Origin of the sequence: Haliscomenobacter sp. (genome assembly GCF_033763495.1) — a bacterium.
Classification (GTDB): domain Bacteria; phylum Bacteroidota; class Bacteroidia; order Chitinophagales; family Saprospiraceae; genus Haliscomenobacter.
Map to the genome: position 1 here is coordinate 1 of NZ_JANRKL010000104.1, position 15,827 is coordinate 15,827.

The 15,827-nt window shown below is 46.2% G+C and carries 15 protein-coding genes and 1 tRNA gene; 8 read left to right on the top strand and 8 right to left on the bottom strand.

Annotation, left to right across the window (positions count from 1 at the left end):
* Positions 1–190 precede the first annotated feature (190 nt).
* From SFV55_RS11080 to SFV55_RS11090, 3 genes are all read right to left on the bottom strand, one after another.
* On the bottom strand, positions 191–2,389 hold the full coding sequence (locus SFV55_RS11080; protein ID WP_320029566.1) for a B12-binding domain-containing radical SAM protein: 2,199 nt from the start codon (positions 2,387–2,389) through the stop codon (positions 191–193).
* Between the two features lie 33 nt (positions 2,390–2,422).
* Positions 2,423–3,085, bottom strand: coding sequence for a YggS family pyridoxal phosphate-dependent enzyme (locus SFV55_RS11085; protein WP_320029567.1), 663 nt, complete (start codon positions 3,083–3,085; stop codon positions 2,423–2,425).
* Positions 3,086–3,183: 98 nt separating this feature from the next.
* Positions 3,184–3,573, bottom strand: a complete 390-nt coding sequence (locus tag SFV55_RS11090) for a hypothetical protein (RefSeq protein ID WP_320029568.1) — start codon at positions 3,571–3,573, stop codon at positions 3,184–3,186.
* 121 nt (positions 3,574–3,694) lie between these two features.
* Here SFV55_RS11090 and SFV55_RS11095 point away from each other — a divergent pair, with 121 nt between their 5' ends.
* On the top strand, positions 3,695–4,120 hold the full coding sequence (locus tag SFV55_RS11095) for an energy transducer TonB (protein WP_320029569.1): 426 nt from the start codon (positions 3,695–3,697) through the stop codon (positions 4,118–4,120).
* 80 nt (positions 4,121–4,200) lie between these two features.
* Positions 4,201–5,847, top strand: a complete 1,647-nt coding sequence (pgi, locus tag SFV55_RS11100) for a glucose-6-phosphate isomerase (RefSeq protein WP_320029570.1) — start codon at positions 4,201–4,203, stop codon at positions 5,845–5,847.
* Positions 5,848–5,874: 27 nt separating this feature from the next.
* On the opposite strand, the gene SFV55_RS11105 is transcribed toward pgi, so the two are convergent.
* Positions 5,875–6,570 (bottom strand): metallophosphoesterase family protein, encoded by a 696-nt coding sequence (locus SFV55_RS11105; RefSeq protein ID WP_320029571.1) that lies wholly within the window; start codon positions 6,568–6,570, stop codon positions 5,875–5,877.
* A 110-nt stretch (positions 6,571–6,680) separates the two neighbouring features.
* Between SFV55_RS11105 and SFV55_RS11110 the strand changes: the two genes are divergently transcribed.
* A tRNA-Arg gene (locus SFV55_RS11110) sits at positions 6,681–6,752 on the top strand.
* 36 nt (positions 6,753–6,788) lie between these two features.
* On the opposite strand, the gene SFV55_RS11115 is transcribed toward SFV55_RS11110, so the two are convergent.
* Positions 6,789–7,433 (bottom strand): Uma2 family endonuclease, encoded by a 645-nt coding sequence (locus SFV55_RS11115; RefSeq protein WP_320029572.1) that lies wholly within the window; start codon positions 7,431–7,433, stop codon positions 6,789–6,791.
* Between the two features lie 151 nt (positions 7,434–7,584).
* Between SFV55_RS11115 and SFV55_RS11120 the strand changes: the two genes are divergently transcribed.
* The 5 genes from SFV55_RS11120 to SFV55_RS11140 all read left to right on the top strand — a co-directional run bounded on the left by SFV55_RS11120 (position 7,585) and on the right by SFV55_RS11140 (position 11,869).
* A complete protein-coding gene (locus SFV55_RS11120) occupies positions 7,585–8,196 on the top strand; it encodes a methylthioribulose 1-phosphate dehydratase (RefSeq protein ID WP_320029573.1) in 612 nt (203 codons plus the stop codon).
* A 79-nt stretch (positions 8,197–8,275) separates the two neighbouring features.
* The gene (locus SFV55_RS11125) at positions 8,276–8,803 is read left to right on the top strand and encodes a cupin domain-containing protein (protein ID WP_320029574.1); all 528 of its coding nucleotides are present in this window, start codon (positions 8,276–8,278) and stop codon (positions 8,801–8,803) included.
* Positions 8,804–8,943: 140 nt separating this feature from the next.
* On the top strand, positions 8,944–9,624 hold the full coding sequence (mtnC, locus tag SFV55_RS11130; RefSeq protein WP_320029575.1) for an acireductone synthase: 681 nt from the start codon (positions 8,944–8,946) through the stop codon (positions 9,622–9,624).
* 64 nt (positions 9,625–9,688) lie between these two features.
* Entirely contained in the window at positions 9,689–10,141 is a 453-nt protein-coding gene (locus SFV55_RS11135; protein WP_320029576.1) for a hypothetical protein, read from the top strand.
* A 126-nt stretch (positions 10,142–10,267) separates the two neighbouring features.
* Positions 10,268–11,869, top strand: coding sequence for a beta-N-acetylhexosaminidase (locus tag SFV55_RS11140; RefSeq protein ID WP_320029577.1), 1,602 nt, complete (start codon positions 10,268–10,270; stop codon positions 11,867–11,869).
* Between the two features lie 143 nt (positions 11,870–12,012).
* Here SFV55_RS11140 and SFV55_RS11145 read toward each other — a convergent pair whose 3' ends face one another.
* The 3 genes from SFV55_RS11145 to SFV55_RS11155 all read right to left on the bottom strand — a co-directional run bounded on the left by SFV55_RS11145 (position 12,013) and on the right by SFV55_RS11155 (position 15,767).
* Positions 12,013–14,130: a YCF48-related protein gene (locus tag SFV55_RS11145; RefSeq protein ID WP_320029578.1), complete on the bottom strand. Its 2,118-nt coding sequence runs from the start codon at positions 14,128–14,130 to the stop codon at positions 12,013–12,015.
* A gap of 68 nt (positions 14,131–14,198) precedes the next feature.
* Entirely contained in the window at positions 14,199–14,822 is a 624-nt protein-coding gene (locus SFV55_RS11150; RefSeq protein ID WP_320029579.1) for a tectonin domain-containing protein, read from the bottom strand.
* 84 nt (positions 14,823–14,906) lie between these two features.
* Positions 14,907–15,767, bottom strand: coding sequence for a helix-turn-helix domain-containing protein (locus SFV55_RS11155; protein ID WP_320029580.1), 861 nt, complete (start codon positions 15,765–15,767; stop codon positions 14,907–14,909).
* Positions 15,768–15,827: the final 60 nt, after the last annotated feature.

Consider the following 15,827-nt stretch of genomic DNA (forward strand, 5'->3'; position numbering starts at 1 on the left):
GTTGTTGCTGGCCAAAAAACTTCAAAACAAACTCGACAATCCCGAACTTTTGAACCTCGCAATCTTGAAAAGACAGGCGCAACGGCTTGCAGACAAAATTAGGTATTACATCAAAATTTAATCTGACAAAGTAGAACTAAGAAACCTTAGGCACTAAAGGAATCACCTAAGGAATTTTAGGATGTGCTTTTTACAACACCAACAATCCCAATTTCCCCAATTTATTAAAAGGCTTATTGTACCAAAATAACTCAAAATCCTCCAGACCCTCAGCCTCATAATGCTCCTGAACCTGTTGGAAAGTCCAGGTTTCAGCCTGATCCACGGCAATTTTTTCCAAAATCTCCAGCACCCATTTTCCCTGTGGCACATCGACCTTGATACTAAGGTTTTCTTTCTGATCATAAAAAGTCAGGAGCGCACTTTCCCAGGTTTCACCACGTTTGGTCTTGCTGCTGATTTCCAGTTCAGGTGGACTACCCAGCCAAACCACCTTGGCGTTGGCTTTGATGAACAGGATTTCATCTTCGTTCAGGGCATTGACGATGTAATCCTTGGGGATTTTGGTGCGGGGTACCTTAAAATCAAACCAATCCTGCAAAGGGAATTCAAATCCGATCCCGTGCATGTAATTCAGCAATGATTTTTTCAACCCAAAACCATAAGCATCATGGTCCGTCCCGGTGGGGTCAGTAAACAGGATGTCATTGTTGGCAAAAGGTCCACTACAACCCGGCTCAATCTTGATGCCGTAAGCTGCTGGATCCAAACCTACCGGGCTATGTGCTGTGAGGGCAAACTGGTGCCAAAAGCCCGACTGTAATACGCCTGCCTCAAACAATTGCCGTACCATTTCCAGCGAATCAATGGTTTCCTGCGCGGTTTGACTCGGGAAACCATACATCAGGTAGGCGTGTACCATAATGCCAGCCTCCGTAAAATTGCGGGTGACCCGGGCTACCTGGGCTACAGTTACTCCTTTCTGAATTAAAGCCAATAAACGATCAGAAGCTACCTCCAGCCCTCCGGACACAGCAATACACCCCGAAGCTTTGAGCAAAAGGCACAAATCCCTACTAAAACTTTTTTCAAATCGAATATTGGTCCACCAGGTCACCGTGAGTTTGCGGCGAATGATTTCCAGGGCCAAGGCACGCATGAGGGCGGGTGGAGCGGCTTCGTCCACAAAATGAAAGCCCCGCTCGCCAGTTTGGGCGATCAATTCCTCCATGCGGTCGCACAACAATTGGGCGGCTACGGGTTCGTACAACTTGATGTAATCCAGTGAAACATCACAAAATGTACATTTGCCCCAATAGCAACCGTGGGCCATGGTCAGTTTGTTCCAACGCCCGTCGCTCCACATGCGGTGCATGGGATTGACGACCTCAATGGCTGAAATGTATTGATCAAGCGGCAAATCACCGTAATCGGGGGTGCCCACTTCACTTTGTTTGTAATCGCGGTTGAGACTGTGGTTGAGGTATTCGACCTTGCCGTCGATCAAGGTATAGGTACGTTTCAACAGATCAATCGGACGTTGGCCTTGCAGGTGTTCGATGAGGTTTTCGATGGGCGTTTCGCCATCATCCAAGGTGATGAAATCGAAAAACTCGAAGACTCGTGGGTCGCTGAGTGAGCGCAATTCGGTGTTGGCAAAACCACCACCCATGACCACTTTGCTATTGGGATGGTGTTTTTTGATCCATTGTCCACAACGGAATGCGGTGTACAAATTCCCTGGGAATGGCACGGAGATGGCCACCAACTGGGGCTGTAGCTCCGCCATTTTTGCACGCAGGATTTGAATCAGCAATTGATCAATATAGGTATACTCGGCTTGGAGCTGTGCGTACAATTCATCAAAATGGTAAGCGGAACGGCCCAAGCGTTCGGCGTACCGACTGAGCCCAAAATGTTCATCCACACATTCGGTGATCAAATCGGCCAGGTCTTCGAGGTAAAGGGTAGCCAGGTGTTTGGCTTTGTCCTGGGTGCCCATGCTGCCAAAAGCCCAATTCAAATCAGCGAGTTGTTTGAAACGTTCGGCTCGGGGCAGGTAGCCCTCCTGGCAAATGAGGTGGGCTAGGGTAGGGTTTTTACCTTGCAAAAAATTGATGACTCCATTAATGGTCTGGATGTAGTGTTTGCGCAAGACGATGATGCGGCGGGCATTTTCCGACCAATTTTGGTTTTTAGCCGAAATGTGTTCAAACATGTCGCTAAGGCCTTTGGAAGAATACAGGGCCAAAAAAACCTCAATGCCTAAGTCGGCTTGATAAGAACTAATGTTTTTGGTGTTCAAAAATCCTTTCAGGTACGCAGTGGCTGGATACGGCGTATTCAGTTGGGTAAAGGGAGGCGTAAAAAGAAAGGCGGTGGTGCTCAAGAACGGTAAATTTAAGACCCAAAATTAATTCATTTAACCCACATTCCCATAATTCCGGGCACCAAAGAGCAAGGTACCAATGCGGACCAACGTACTACCTTCCTCCACCGCAATTGGATAATCATCAGACATACCCATGGAAATTTCCTTAAAAGCAGGGTCATTGGGGAAATAACGGGCTTTGAGCTGATCAAATATGTTTTTCAGAGACTTGAATTCCCGGCGAATCTGTTCTTCATCCTCCACAAAAGACGCCATGCCCATTACGCCACAAAGTCGGATATTTTGCAAGTTGGGGTAGGAAAGGGATTCCAAAAGGGCGAAAGCCTCCTGGATGTCCAATCCAAACTTGGTTTCTTCATCGTTGATTTTAAATTGCAACAAACAGTCGATCACCCGACGGTTTTTGACTGCTTGCCGATTTATTTCTTCCAACAATTTCAAGCTGTCCACCGAGTGGATCATGGCCACAAAAGAAGCAATGTATTTGACCTTATTGCTTTGTAGATGCCCAATCAGGTGCCATTCGATGTCTTTGGGCAAGGCTTCGAATTTGGGCACAACTTCCTGCACCTTGTTTTCTCCAAACAAACGTTGCCCTTGTGCATAGAGGTCCATGATGGCCTCATTGGGCTGTGTTTTGGAAACTGCCACGAGGCGGGCAGAGCCAAGTTCCTGAATCAGTTGTTTGTACATCGTATTTTAACCTTAGTAGTGGGGCAAAATTGAGTATTGTCCCTTGTGCTACAAATGTAGGAAGGCAAAGGTAGGCTTTTGCTGACTCTGCTCAAGGATTAATCCTGATTTTTAAAACTTTCAACGGCAGATTGTAAACGTTGGATCAACATTTGGATCAATCGGCGGGAATGCTCTGCCTCATTTTCCTGGAATCTGCCCCATTCTTCAAGCGAGAAATACCCGATCACCATACCCGTCAGGGTGTTTCGTAAACTTTGGTCTTTTTGTAGGCTTTGTTTGATCCATTCCAAACGATCTTTGGCGGGCAATTGAAAAAAGGTCCCGTGTCGTTTGCCGATGTAGGCTTGAAAAGCGGCCACCAATAATTCGTGTTGAAACTTGAGGATGGGCCGCAGGGTTTGATTTTGGAATTGTTCGGCTGGAGTGGATTGACTACTGCCCAAGTTTAGGTCTGGTCGGATGGAATGAATCAGTTGTGTTCGCAAGTTCATTGGATTTGATTCTATTTAAAAAGGAAAATAGCCTAGGAATGTTCAATGACCTCTGGAATTCCATGCGGTTTATGGTTCTGTTCTTTACTTTTGTACACAATAGAAAACACATCCAATGGAACCAAAAAGCTGTTCAAGTTTATTGCGCCATTTTGCCCTGCTTGCGATACTTGTCATGAGCATCATGGTTGAGGGTAAAGCTCAGGAACTGGAAACTCCGGTTAAAACCCACAATTTAATTGGCATGAAGCCTAATTTCACTGGTGGGGAAGACTCTCTTCGGCAATACCTCAAAAGAAACCTGGTGTATCCTTCTACCGCTTTGGAAAAAAAGATTGAAGGTTCGGTAATCGTGCAATTTGTGGTTGAAAAAGAGGGCGACCTTACCAATTTCCATGTTGTGAAAGGCCTTAGCCCAGATTGTGAGCAGGAAGCCCTTCGGCTAGTCAAGGGCATGCCGAAGTGGGAACCTGGCATTCAACGTGGTAATCCTGTGCTGGCACAATTTGATTTGCCAATTAAATTTGAATTGCCGAAATAGAGATCTAAAAGCCTTTAATTGTCGGAGTACTTTTGTGGCTAGTTTGTACATTTGCCTCCAACAAAGCAATCCAAACAACCATGCACCAACAAAATCCAACCCAAACAAAAGCCTGGCAACAGCTGACCGAGCATTTTTCCAAAATGCAGGAAGTCCAAATGAAAGACTTGTTTGCCGCCGACCCAAAACGTTTCGCCCAATTTTCCCAACGTTTTGAAAACGTTTTGGTCGATTATTCCAAAAATATCATCACTGCCGATACCCTCAATACCCTCCTGCAACTCGCTGAAGAATGTGGCCTCAAGGCCGCCATCGAAGCCATGTACAGCGGGGAAAAAATCAACGCCACCGAAGGCCGTTCGGTGTTACATGTTGCCTTGCGCAATCGTTCCAATCGCCCAATTTTGGTAGATGGTGTGGATGTAATGCCCGATGTTAACGCCGTTTTGGCCAAAATGGAAGCTTTCAGCAAGCGCATTTTGTCGGGAGAATGGAAAGGTTATACAGGTAAAACCATCACCGATATTGTCAACATTGGCATCGGTGGTTCGGATCTGGGCCCAGTGATGGTGACCGAAGCCCTGAAGCCATACTGGCAACCCGGGATGAAGGTACATTTTGTGTCTAACGTGGATGGTACACACATCGCGGAAACGCTCAAACCGCTGGACCCGGAAACCACCCTCTTTTGTATCGCTTCCAAAACCTTCACCACTCAAGAAACCATGACCAACGCCGAAACGGCCAAAACCTGGTTTTTGCACAAAGCCCAAGATCAATCGCAGGTAGCCAAACATTTCGTTGCATTGTCAACCAACGAAAAAGCTGTGGCTGCTTTTGGCATCGATACGGCGAATATGTTTGAGTTTTGGGATTGGGTCGGGGGCCGTTACTCCCTGAGTTCGGCGATTGGTTTACCGATTGCCTGCGTAATTGGTTTTGAGAATTTCCAGGAACTGCTCGAAGGTTTACACGCCATGGACGAGCATTTTTACCAAACTCCCCTGGAACATAATATTCCAGTTATTCTGGCGCTGATTGGCATCTGGTACAATAACTTTTACGGTGCAGCCACCGAAGCCATTCTGCCTTACGACCAATACTTACACCGTTTTGCGGCTTATTTCCAACAAGGGAATATGGAGAGCAATGGCAAATATGTAGGCCGAGATGGCGTGGAAGTGGATTATCAAACCGGGCCCATCATCTGGGGTGAACCGGGGACCAACGGCCAACATGCCTTTTACCAGTTGATTCACCAGGGGACCAAAATGATCCCTTGTGACTTCATTGCCCCTGCACAAAGCCACAACCCAATTGGAGATCACCACCAGAAATTGATGTCCAACTTTTTTGCCCAAACCGAAGCCTTGCTGATGGGTAAAACCGCGGCTGAAGTAGAAGCGGAACTGGTCAAACAGGGTAAGTCAATAGAAGAAATTGCAGAATTGCTGCCCTTCAAGGTATTCCAGGGGAACAAACCAACCAACTCTATTCTGGTGAAAAAGATTGACCCGCGCACCCTTGGGATTTTGATTGCGATGTACGAGCACAAAATTTTCACCCAGGGGGTAATCTGGAACATTTACAGCTTTGACCAGTGGGGGGTGGAATTGGGCAAACAATTGGCCAACAAAATTCTGCCAGAGCTTGAAGATGCTTCGTTGGTAAACTCCCACGATGCTTCCACGAATGGCTTGATCAATGCGTTTAAGGCCATGCGCTAGATCGTAGAGACGCACAGCCGTGCGTCTCTACACCGCATCATCTGAGGTATGGCGAGGCTCAAAATACAAGATTCGATTGCTCAAATCAACGGCACACAAATGACCATAACCTGTCCGTTGATATACACAGCCTGCATCTATATTGATGACCCTTAAGCCATTAAAATGGCGAAACAATTGTTGGATCGTAGTGTTGGGTGTCGGGGTATGCCCATGCACAACATAGCGTTCTCCCAACCATTCCAGATCCAGATCAATGGCCCAATTCCGAATCCAGAGCATCTGATCCTGGTGCTCAAAAGGGTTACTTCCTTGTACAAAATGGAGCCCCGCGTGTACAAAAATGTATTCATCTGATTCGATCCAAAAGGGAAGATTTTCCAAAAAATCCAGGTATTGCCGGGGAATATCCCGGGGCTTTTTTACAGCAAAGCTGGCCAGGGTGGTATCGCCCCCATTGCGCAAAAAAGACTCTAGGTTGTAACCATGTCCATTGAGTGCCCACAAGAGCATTTCTTCATGGTTTCCCCGCAGGCATTGCAAATGGTAGCCCTCCGCCTTGAGCCTGAAGATGGTATCTAATACCTGTTTGGAGGAAGGACCCCGATCGAGGTAATCGCCCAGCAAAAACAGTTGATCTGCTTTGGAAAAATTGATTTGTTGGAGCAAGGCTTCAAAGGTGGCATTACAGCCGTGAATGTCTGAAATGGCAATTTTTCTCATTCCTTTGGAACTTAGTTCCCCTAAAAGTAGTTTCCTTTTTTTGAAAAAAAATTATTCTTTCTGAAAATAGCTTTTGTATATTTGCGCACTCGCAAGGAAAAGTCCTGTAAGGCCTCGTAGTACAACGGATAGTATGTAGGTTTCCGGAACCTAAGATAGTGGTTCGATTCCACTCGAGGCTACTAAGCCCGGTCTGAGATTCAGGCTGGGCTTTTTTGTTAGAATGAAATATTCTTGTAAATGTCTGCAAGCGAAATTTCTTTACCCTCAATCTGGAAGACCTGATCCAGCGCATTAAAGTCTTCACTCCGCCAGCGCAAATCGGCCTCATCACAATAATGTAGCGTTACCAAAGGGCGATCTTGCTCAATGTAAAGCATATAACGCATGGTAGGAATATTGCGGTAAGAAGGTTGCTTTTCACCCAAATCTTTGGTACGAGTGGACTTGGAAAGGATTTCTACTACTAGCCAAGGGTTTAAATTGGCAGTTTTCCCAGGCTTGTACGTGAAAATTTCTGGTTCCCCCTTCACTACCGAGGCATCGGGAGACCAGGCTTTGCCATCCACCGCATCAAATACATGTCGATTGCTACCATATCTTTTGTAAAGGGGATTGTCACTTAAAGTGAGAAACAATATACCCAGGATATTAGCCACAAGTTGCTCGTGCTGATCAGATGCTATACTCATAATGATGATTTCTCCATCGCAGAACTCTATTGGATATTCCGCATATTCCAGTAATGCTAAGTAATCTTCAAAGGTGCCAGGAAAACGTACATCGTTTTCACCAAGCGCCAGTCTTTCCTCTAAGGTTATTGGATACTTTTTTTCCTCTATCTGAGTCGTGGCAGTACTCATGTTCATTAATTTTGTACCCAAAATACAATTTTTTTTAGAATGATGCTGGCATTTTTTTTTTCAAACAAAACCAGCTTATGAATTCATCGCTGAATTTAGGCTACTCCAGTCGGTTCAAAAAAAAATCGTACACTTGCACTCAAAAAAAGCGATGAGCCAACGCGCTGAATTGGTCAAAGCCATTCACTTTTTACATCAAAAAGGCTGGGCACCAGCCACTTCTTCCAATTACTCCTTCCGGGAGGCTGGGCAGAGTAGTTTTTTTGTATCGCAAAGTGGCCTGGACAAAGGCGATTTTGCCGAAAAGCATTTTTTACAGGTAGATGCTTCCGGCAATCCCATCGAGGATACCCGCAAACCTTCCGCTGAAACCCTCCTGCATTGCGCGGTGTACGGACTTTTTCCCGAAGCCCACTGTGTGTTGCATACCCACACCGTGCTCAATACAATCGTATCACAATTGCTCCAGGTACAGGGGGCAATTGTACTTGAAAACTATGAAATTTTGAAAGGTTTTAGTGGCATCAAAACCCATGAAGTTTCCGTAAAAATTCCCATCTTTGCCAATACCCAGGACATTGCGGCATTGTCTATCGAATTAGCAGAGTTTGTGCGGCAGAGCGATTCCGAGTTGCGCGCTTTCCTCATCGCTGGACACGGCATGTACACCTGGGGCAACACTATTGCCGATGCCAAAAGGCATGTAGAAGTGGTGGAGTTTTTGTTAGAGTGTGAATATTTGAAAATGAAATTAAAGGGTTGAGACTACCGACAGCAGTCACTGAGCGAAGTCGAAGTGCCGCTGTCGGTAGTCTCAACCCTTCAACGCTAAATTTCTATCCATGGCCATCCTTACCATTCCAGACAAACAAACCGTTGTCAGTGATCCCGCTGAGATCAAAAGTTTTTTGAACGCCCGTGGGGTCATTTATGAGCAATGGGAAGCCGCGGTTGAGTTTGCCGACGATGCCGATCAGGACACCATCCTGGGTGCCTATGCACACAAGCTCAAGCCGTATATGGATTCCAACGGCTACAAAACCGCCGATGTGATCAACGTTACGCCCGATCACCCACAATTGGAAATGTTGCGGACCAAGTTTTTGAGCGAGCACATCCACACCGAGGATGAAGTACGCTTTTTCGTGGACGGCGAAGGCATGTTCTGGTTCAATCTGGGCGGTGATGAAGACATCTTCTGCGTGACTTGCCAGGCTGGCGACCTCATTTCAGTTCCTGCCAATACCAAGCACTGGTTTGACATGGGACCCAAAAAGTTTGTCAAGGCCATCCGGGTATTTATTGACCAATCGGGCTGGGTTCCGCATTATACGGAGTCGGGGGTTGATCAGCAGTACAATTTGAATTAAGGGCAGCTTCGCTGCTTGTTTTGAACCACCTAAGAAACCTTAGCCACCTAAGAATCACCTTAGCAGGAAACACACTGAGGTGGCTCTTCGGTGGCTAAGGTTTCTTAGGTGGTTCAAAAAAATCTTCATTCCACCAACCCATGCAGTTTATCCTCACCGACATCGAAGGCACGACCACCGACATCAACTTCGTGCACAAGATTCTTTTTCCTTATTCATTTGGAAACTTGCCGGACTTTGTGCGGGCGAATCTGCATGATCCGGCTGTAACTCAGGCTTTGGATCAAACCCGACAGACCCTGCTCGAAGAAGCACTACCCGCAGAAAACATTGAGGACCTGATCAATGGCCTGCTCTCTTGGATTACTGCCGACCGCAAACATCCCGCCCTCAAACTATTGCAAGGATTGATTTGGAAATTGGGCTATGACAGCGGTGGATTTAAAGGGCATGTATATCCAGATGTGGTTCCAGCCCTGGAGCGTTGGAAACAGCAGGGAATACCCATGGGAATTTATTCTTCGGGCTCGGTGGCGGCCCAAAAACTGTTGTTCGGCCATAGCGAGTACGGGGATTTAAACGGATTTTTTAGCCACAACTTCGACACTGCCGTAGGTCATAAGCGGGAAGTAAAATCCTATCAAAATATAGCAACTCAATTGAATTTAGCTCCATCCGAAATCCTTTTCCTTTCTGACATTGAAGAAGAATTGGATGCAGCCCAGGCGGCGGGAATGCAGTGCTTGCAATTGTTGCGGCCGGGCACCATTCCGAGCATGCGGCATGCTGGGGTGGGCAGTTTTGAGGAAATTGCTGGATAATTTTTTTGTCCACAACTTGACTTATTTGTTGAAAAAAATTATTTTTACAACAAATAAGTCAAAAATGACAACAGAAAAATTCAAACACCTGGAAAACATTTTAAAAGACAGCGATGATTTTTCGGAAATCTTCGACTATTTTCTTACCAATTTTGCGGAGCAACCCGCCTTTACCCAGCAAAGTAAAAAATTCAAATCCCCCCTCATCAAGGAACTGGTGAGCCAGGCCTCGGCTCAGATTTTTAATAAAATTCCGATTCAAATCACCAATATGCTACTGCTCAACCACGAGCGATTGGGCATTATCCACGGTGCTGGTTGGGTTGAAGCCAAGTTGTTCAATGTTTTTTACTGCAAGCGCATCAACAAAGGTTTGTTGGTCATCACCACCGGGAAAAGCACTGAAATGGCGCGAATCACACCTACCCCAGCCAAACCAACAGAACAGCTTGGAGAAGATTTTATCGAGTCGGTGGAGGATTTTTCAAAACATTTTAAGCATCAGTTTCCGAATTAGGCAATTTTCGAGTTTACCTATTTTAGCATACAACTTTGACCTATTAGCATGGGCTTTGATTCAAAAGTCTTTTTTAATTTTTTTTAGAAATGTTTACCTTAACTCCCCGAAAAAACCAATCAACTCATGCCTACACTACGCATTAGCAATTTTGGCTCAGCATTCTTGTTGCTGGCTGTTTTGACCACATTTATGGCTTGCGCGCCCAAAAAGTCCCCCTCGGTGCCGATGGATTTGGCGCAGGAAAGCATCATTCCCATTCCCATGTCTGTAAAGGCAACGAATAGTTCCTTTGAGTTGACAAGTGCAACGGATATCTATGTGCAAGGCGACTCCAAAGAACTGCTCAAAATCGGGCAATACCTGGCGGATAAACTCAATCCTTCCACTGGCTTGGGAATTGAAGTGAAGTCTAGCAATCAAGCGCCTGGGGCTGGCAACATTTATTTGTCGCTCAATAACGATGACTTATTGGGAAATGAAGGTTATTCGCTCAACATTACACCAGAAGGAGTACACCTGGAAGCAAAATCTCCAGCAGGTTTGTTTATGGGGGTTCAAACCATTCGCCAATTGTTGCCCGCCGAGGTTGAGTCGTCCAGCAAACAAGAAGGCCCTTGGCGGATGGCTACAGGTACCATTCAGGATATTCCAACTTATGCCGTACGCGGTGCCATGTTTGACGTGGCCCGGCATTTCTTTAGTGTGGAAGACACCAAACGTTTCATCGATCTGATTGCCGCCTACAAAATGAACACCATGCACCTGCACTTGTCCGACGACCAGGGGTGGCGCATCGAGATCAAATCCTGGCCCAAACTGGCCGAGCACGGCGGCAAAACTCAGGTGGGTGGCGGCAAAGGTGGCTATTACACCCAGGAACAATACAAAGACATCGTACAATACGCTCAGGATCGCTACATCACCATCATTCCAGAAATTGACATGCCTGGCCATACCAATGCGGCGCTAGCGGCTTATCCAGAATTGAATTGTGATGGCAAAGCCAGGGAACTTTATACAGGCACCGAAGTGGGTTTCAGCACCCTGTGCACCAAAAATGAAATCACTTACAAATTTATCGATGATGTGATCCGGGAACTGGCCGCGATGACCCCTGGCCCCTTTATCCACATTGGTGGGGATGAATCGCATGTGACCAAAAAAGAGGATTATATTCCTTTTGTTAACCGTGTGCAGGCAATCGTGCTTTCCCACGGCAAGCAGGCGATTGGTTGGGACGAGATCGCACTGGGTACTTTGAAAAAAGGCGCTTTTGTGCAGCACTGGGCCGATGTAGACAATGCGGTAAATGCGGTCAAACAAGGGTCGAAAGTCTTGATGTCGCCTGCGCGCAAGGCTTACATGGACATGCAATACGATTCTACCACGCAATGGGGCCTACACTGGGCTGCCTACATTGAAGTGGATAGTGCTTACATCTGGGATCCGGGAACCCTGGTGCCTGGGGTTGCTCAGAAAGATGTACTGGGCATCGAAGCGCCGCTGTGGTCTGAAACGGTAGATCAAATCGACGAGGTGGAATACATGGTGTTTCCTCGTTTGCCTGGGTATGCGGAGATCGGTTGGTCGGCGGCAAGTGCGCGGAACTGGGATGGGTATAAGAAGCGCTTGGGGGCGCATGGGCCACGTTTTACGGCGATGGGGATTAATTATTATCCATCGAAGTTGGTGGAATGGAAGGAGGAGAAAAATCAAAAGAACTGACAATAGAGGGAGCTAACATAGCTCCCTCTATATTGCCCTGTCTGGGGTTTAACCTATTGATATTGTGGTAAAAATGCTCGCCAATTGTCCACTGAACTGTCCATACTTATAAAGGCACTTGGTACATTTGAAGCGATATTTTTCTATTTTTTGACCACAGTTCCAGCAACCACTTTCCCGTTCCTTCCGCTGATCTGCCAAAGGTAAACGCCTTGGGGCAGGTGGTCTATACGGACTGTGCTGACTCCCGCGTTGATCATTTGTCGATATGTTTCTTGGCCGTTCTGGTTAAACAGCCGTAGAAACATTCCTCTGATGCCTCCCAAGCGTTCGGGTAGGGAATCGGGTAAATCAAAAGACAACCAATCGGAACTGGGATTGGGAAATACCTTGATGCCGACCGCCAGATCTGGATCCTTTACCGATACTATCAGGTTTCTATTGTTGAAATTCGCCCGAATCATGGGGGCAAAAGCATACCCAACAATAGAATCCACTCGATTAAGTGAACGTACAAACAATGCCTGTTTACTAACCTTCCTTCCATCCATTTGAAATGAGCCCCCTCCACTGACGTATTGTAAACCAACGGCATAACGACCTGGATTCAGCATTAAATTACTGGGTAGTTTGAAGGTGATCCACTCAACTGGGACCGGGACCGTAAGCGAATCATTTCCGAAGACAATTATCGTGTCTTTCGGGGTTAATTGGATTGGTGCCGAACTGAATACACGCTGATCATAACGGCGGGTGGTTGTGTTGAAGCCATAGACCCAAAAAGAGACACTGGAAGACATGTCAGCGTACACTTTTGCAGTGATTGAAGTCAGGGTGTCCTTTGCAAGCAGATCAATAAAATTACCCCGACTTTCTCCCACGGCAACAACTGTATGATCACTGTCTTTGGCAAAAATAGAATCACCGGCAATAAGATTCATCGCATGTTGTTGCTCAATGGTATTGTTGTTTAATAAGGTAGTTTGGAATATGTAATTGCCTTTGCCATTTAGTGCTGCATTGGAATAACTGGCGGAAACCTGCTTGGGCTGCAGGGCCAGATTTTCTTTTAGGGTAGAAAGGGTATTCCCGTTTTTAAGAAGTTTGTGTTCTATTCCATAGTTGCCAGCCGGGGCGGACCATAACGCCAGTCGAGCACCTGATGTGGGTATGCCACTGGCGTGTTTACTTTTTATAGCGGTATAATCGGGCTCAACCGGATCAAAAAGCACCGGAGGGTTGGTCCATTTGAGCACCGTACTATCATTGTGAACCGCCCAGGCAGTTTGTGCATCAATGAATTTGACATTACTCAAACTCGCTACTCCTGGTTGGAGAAGGCTAATGGACCAAGTCTTACATTTGTCAAAACTGAGGTCAGCCCAGCCTTCAAATTCATTGCTACTCAGGTATACATCAGGTTGGTTTTTGATGCTGAAAATGCGGTTGGGTGAGCTCCGATCTACACTGCGGCGGGTGCCCTGGGTCCAATTGCTACCCCCATTGGATGTGAGCCATACATTTCCACCAAGCACACTCAATGCGCCCTCGTGTCCGTTGTTTAACGCAATGCTTCCAATGTCAATAGCGGTGGGCAAAGATACAACACTCCAGTTTCGCCCCTGGTCATTGCTTTTTAATACCCGGCCACGGACTGTACCAATCCAGATGGTGTCGTCATGAGTATCATAAGCGCTAAAATAACTTATTTCATTACTTAAAGCGCGGGGTGCTTTCATTCTGCTCCAGGTATTGCCGCCATCTATAGTGCGATACATTTCAAAAGTATCCCGAACTGGGTCGCCCCAGGCCAGCGCGGTACTGGGATTAAAAAAATGGATGCCATTCAGAAAACTTCCTAGCGCGTTAAACTCCCCATTCGGAAAAGCTGGGTTCCAGGTTTCACCCCCATCCGTCGTGCGGAAGTTCAGAGTGCTCGTCCCATCGAAATTAAACCACACGGTAAAAGCTTGTTGTGCATCCGCAGCAAAAAAAGACCCTAAATAGTAATCCAGAAACACATCGCCAGGCACTGAAATGAAGTTGGTATTCCAGGTTTCACCACCATCCAATGTACGCGTGACAACGCCAAAAGGATCGGCAAACCAGGCCGTATCGGCATTTACAACACTCATGAATCCCCATTGGGGGGACGATTCAGGAGTAGGTGAAGAAACTGGAGTTAGTTTTTGCCAATTTTGTGCGTTGAGTAATGGGCTCTGCAAAAGGAGGAGGAAGAAGAGTAAAAATTTATTTTTCATGGTGTGACGTTTTCGATTAAATAGTACCTTTAATAACCCGAATTTTTCAATGCTTAATCGGGTAAACGCTAGTAAGTACGGTAGTAAATCCTCCCTGCTGTATTAACAAAATACAGTTTATGGGTGTTTGCAGACAACGTATTCCCATCACTACCATCAAGTTGTTGCCAACTTTGACCGTTCCACTCGTATATTTTCCCTACGGTATTTGTCAACCAAATTTTTCCATCGTTGGATACAGCAATATCTCGACCATCACTACCAGGCATACGTTGCCAAGCACTGCCATTGAATTTGTATATTTCTCCTTGGGAATTGACCAGCCAGACTTGGCCATTTCCAGCTGCAATTCGTTTTCCAGCACTGCCTGGCATTTGGGTCCAACTAGAACCATTGTATTTATAAATTCTACCCGCTGAATTAACTAACCAAATGGCCCCATCAGAATTGATTGCAATATCACGGCCATCACTACCTTGTTTTTGTATCCAGGTATTATTTACAAATTCATAAATTCTGCCAGCGGAGTTGACCATCCAAACCTTATTGGCATTTGCTGCAATTGCAAGAGCATCGGAGCCAGACATTCCTGTTGTTCCATACCCTTGGACTGCATTTGTCATCTTTACTGTGAAAGGAATTAGCGCAAAAAGCAACTTGCCAATATTTATTTTTTTTGAAAACGAAATCATGGTTTAATTTTTATGAAATGATTAAAGTTAGCCCGTAAGGTAGGTAGATCACTCTTCCCCCACATTGTAAAAACCCGAACACCCTCAGCCCCCCAACAACCCACTCAACCCCACCTCATTTTGCTTAAAATCCAATTCCGCATCTTTAAAATGCTCAAAGTGGTAAACCGGAGGATTCCCAGTAAAGTGTTTAAAGTCTTTAATCAAATGGGACTGGTCGGTATAGTCAAATTTGGCTACCATATGCATCCAGGATACCTCGGGGTGGCTAAGCCAGAAGTTGGCTACCGTGCGGAAACGGATCAGGCGCAGCCAGGCTTTGGGCGACAATCCCGTTTGAGCGGCGAATTGTTTTTCCAGCCAGCGCTCGCTGCACTTGAATTTTTTACCCAAGTCCTGTACTGTCAATTGCCCGGGTTGGCGCAGCATGTAATTCATCACCGGGCTTAAGTCACCCATATTGGGTTTTGCCCTTTGGTCGAGGTGCTTGATGAGTGCCTTTTGAATCAATCCGACTGCTTGGGCAGGATCGCTGACGCTCCAAAGTTGATCTTGCAAGTCCTTAAATGGATGCTGCCCATCCAAATCTTCTAATACAATTGCCGAACCAGCCAAACCCCTCAGATTACTTTGTAAAAAATGATAGGCTGCCGTGGTCTGGAGCATGACCATCACGAAATTGATTTCTCCAACAAATTTGGCAATGGCATACTCATCGGTAGCTACAAGCAAGGCTGCCTTGTCCATTTGTGGGTTGGTGTAGCCACCGCCCGACTCACCGTATACATAAGTCGTTTGGGAGGGCGCTTTAAAAGGAAAAACCAGCATGGGAATGCCTCGTGCGCTGAAAATGAGTTCCGTCTCAGATTCAAAGACTCCTGTCTTCACTAAAAAGCAAGATACGTAGGGTACTAAGACAGGATGTGGCATAAAAGGAAGTACCATCGCTATCAGGTGTTTTTGATCAAATCGATATCCTCCCAAAGCGGACACCCCATCGTTGCA

What these genes read in the sequence shown, in the direction of transcription:
- SFV55_RS11085 (WP_320029567.1), bottom strand. Translation starts at nt 3,085, where the DNA reads ATGTACAAACAACTGATTCAGGAACTTGGCTCTGCCCGCCTCGTGGCA.
- SFV55_RS11095 (WP_320029569.1), top strand. Translation starts at nt 3,695, where the DNA reads ATGGAACCAAAAAGCTGTTCAAGTTTATTGCGCCATTTTGCCCTGCTT.
- pgi (WP_320029570.1), top strand. Translation starts at nt 4,201, where the DNA reads ATGCACCAACAAAATCCAACCCAAACAAAAGCCTGGCAACAGCTGACC.
- SFV55_RS11105 (WP_320029571.1), bottom strand. Translation starts at nt 6,570, where the DNA reads ATGAGAAAAATTGCCATTTCAGACATTCACGGCTGTAATGCCACCTTT.
- SFV55_RS11115 (WP_320029572.1), bottom strand. Translation starts at nt 7,433, where the DNA reads ATGAGTACTGCCACGACTCAGATAGAGGAAAAAAAGTATCCAATAACC.
- SFV55_RS11120 (WP_320029573.1), top strand. Translation starts at nt 7,585, where the DNA reads ATGAGCCAACGCGCTGAATTGGTCAAAGCCATTCACTTTTTACATCAA.
- SFV55_RS11125 (WP_320029574.1), top strand. Translation starts at nt 8,276, where the DNA reads ATGGCCATCCTTACCATTCCAGACAAACAAACCGTTGTCAGTGATCCC.
- mtnC (WP_320029575.1), top strand. Translation starts at nt 8,944, where the DNA reads ATGCAGTTTATCCTCACCGACATCGAAGGCACGACCACCGACATCAAC.
- SFV55_RS11135 (WP_320029576.1), top strand. Translation starts at nt 9,689, where the DNA reads ATGACAACAGAAAAATTCAAACACCTGGAAAACATTTTAAAAGACAGC.
- SFV55_RS11140 (WP_320029577.1), top strand. Translation starts at nt 10,268, where the DNA reads ATGCCTACACTACGCATTAGCAATTTTGGCTCAGCATTCTTGTTGCTG.
- SFV55_RS11145 (WP_320029578.1), bottom strand. Translation starts at nt 14,130, where the DNA reads ATGAAAAATAAATTTTTACTCTTCTTCCTCCTCCTTTTGCAGAGCCCA.
- SFV55_RS11150 (WP_320029579.1), bottom strand. Translation starts at nt 14,822, where the DNA reads ATGATTTCGTTTTCAAAAAAAATAAATATTGGCAAGTTGCTTTTTGCG.
- SFV55_RS11155 (WP_320029580.1), bottom strand. Translation starts at nt 15,767, where the DNA reads ATGGTACTTCCTTTTATGCCACATCCTGTCTTAGTACCCTACGTATCT.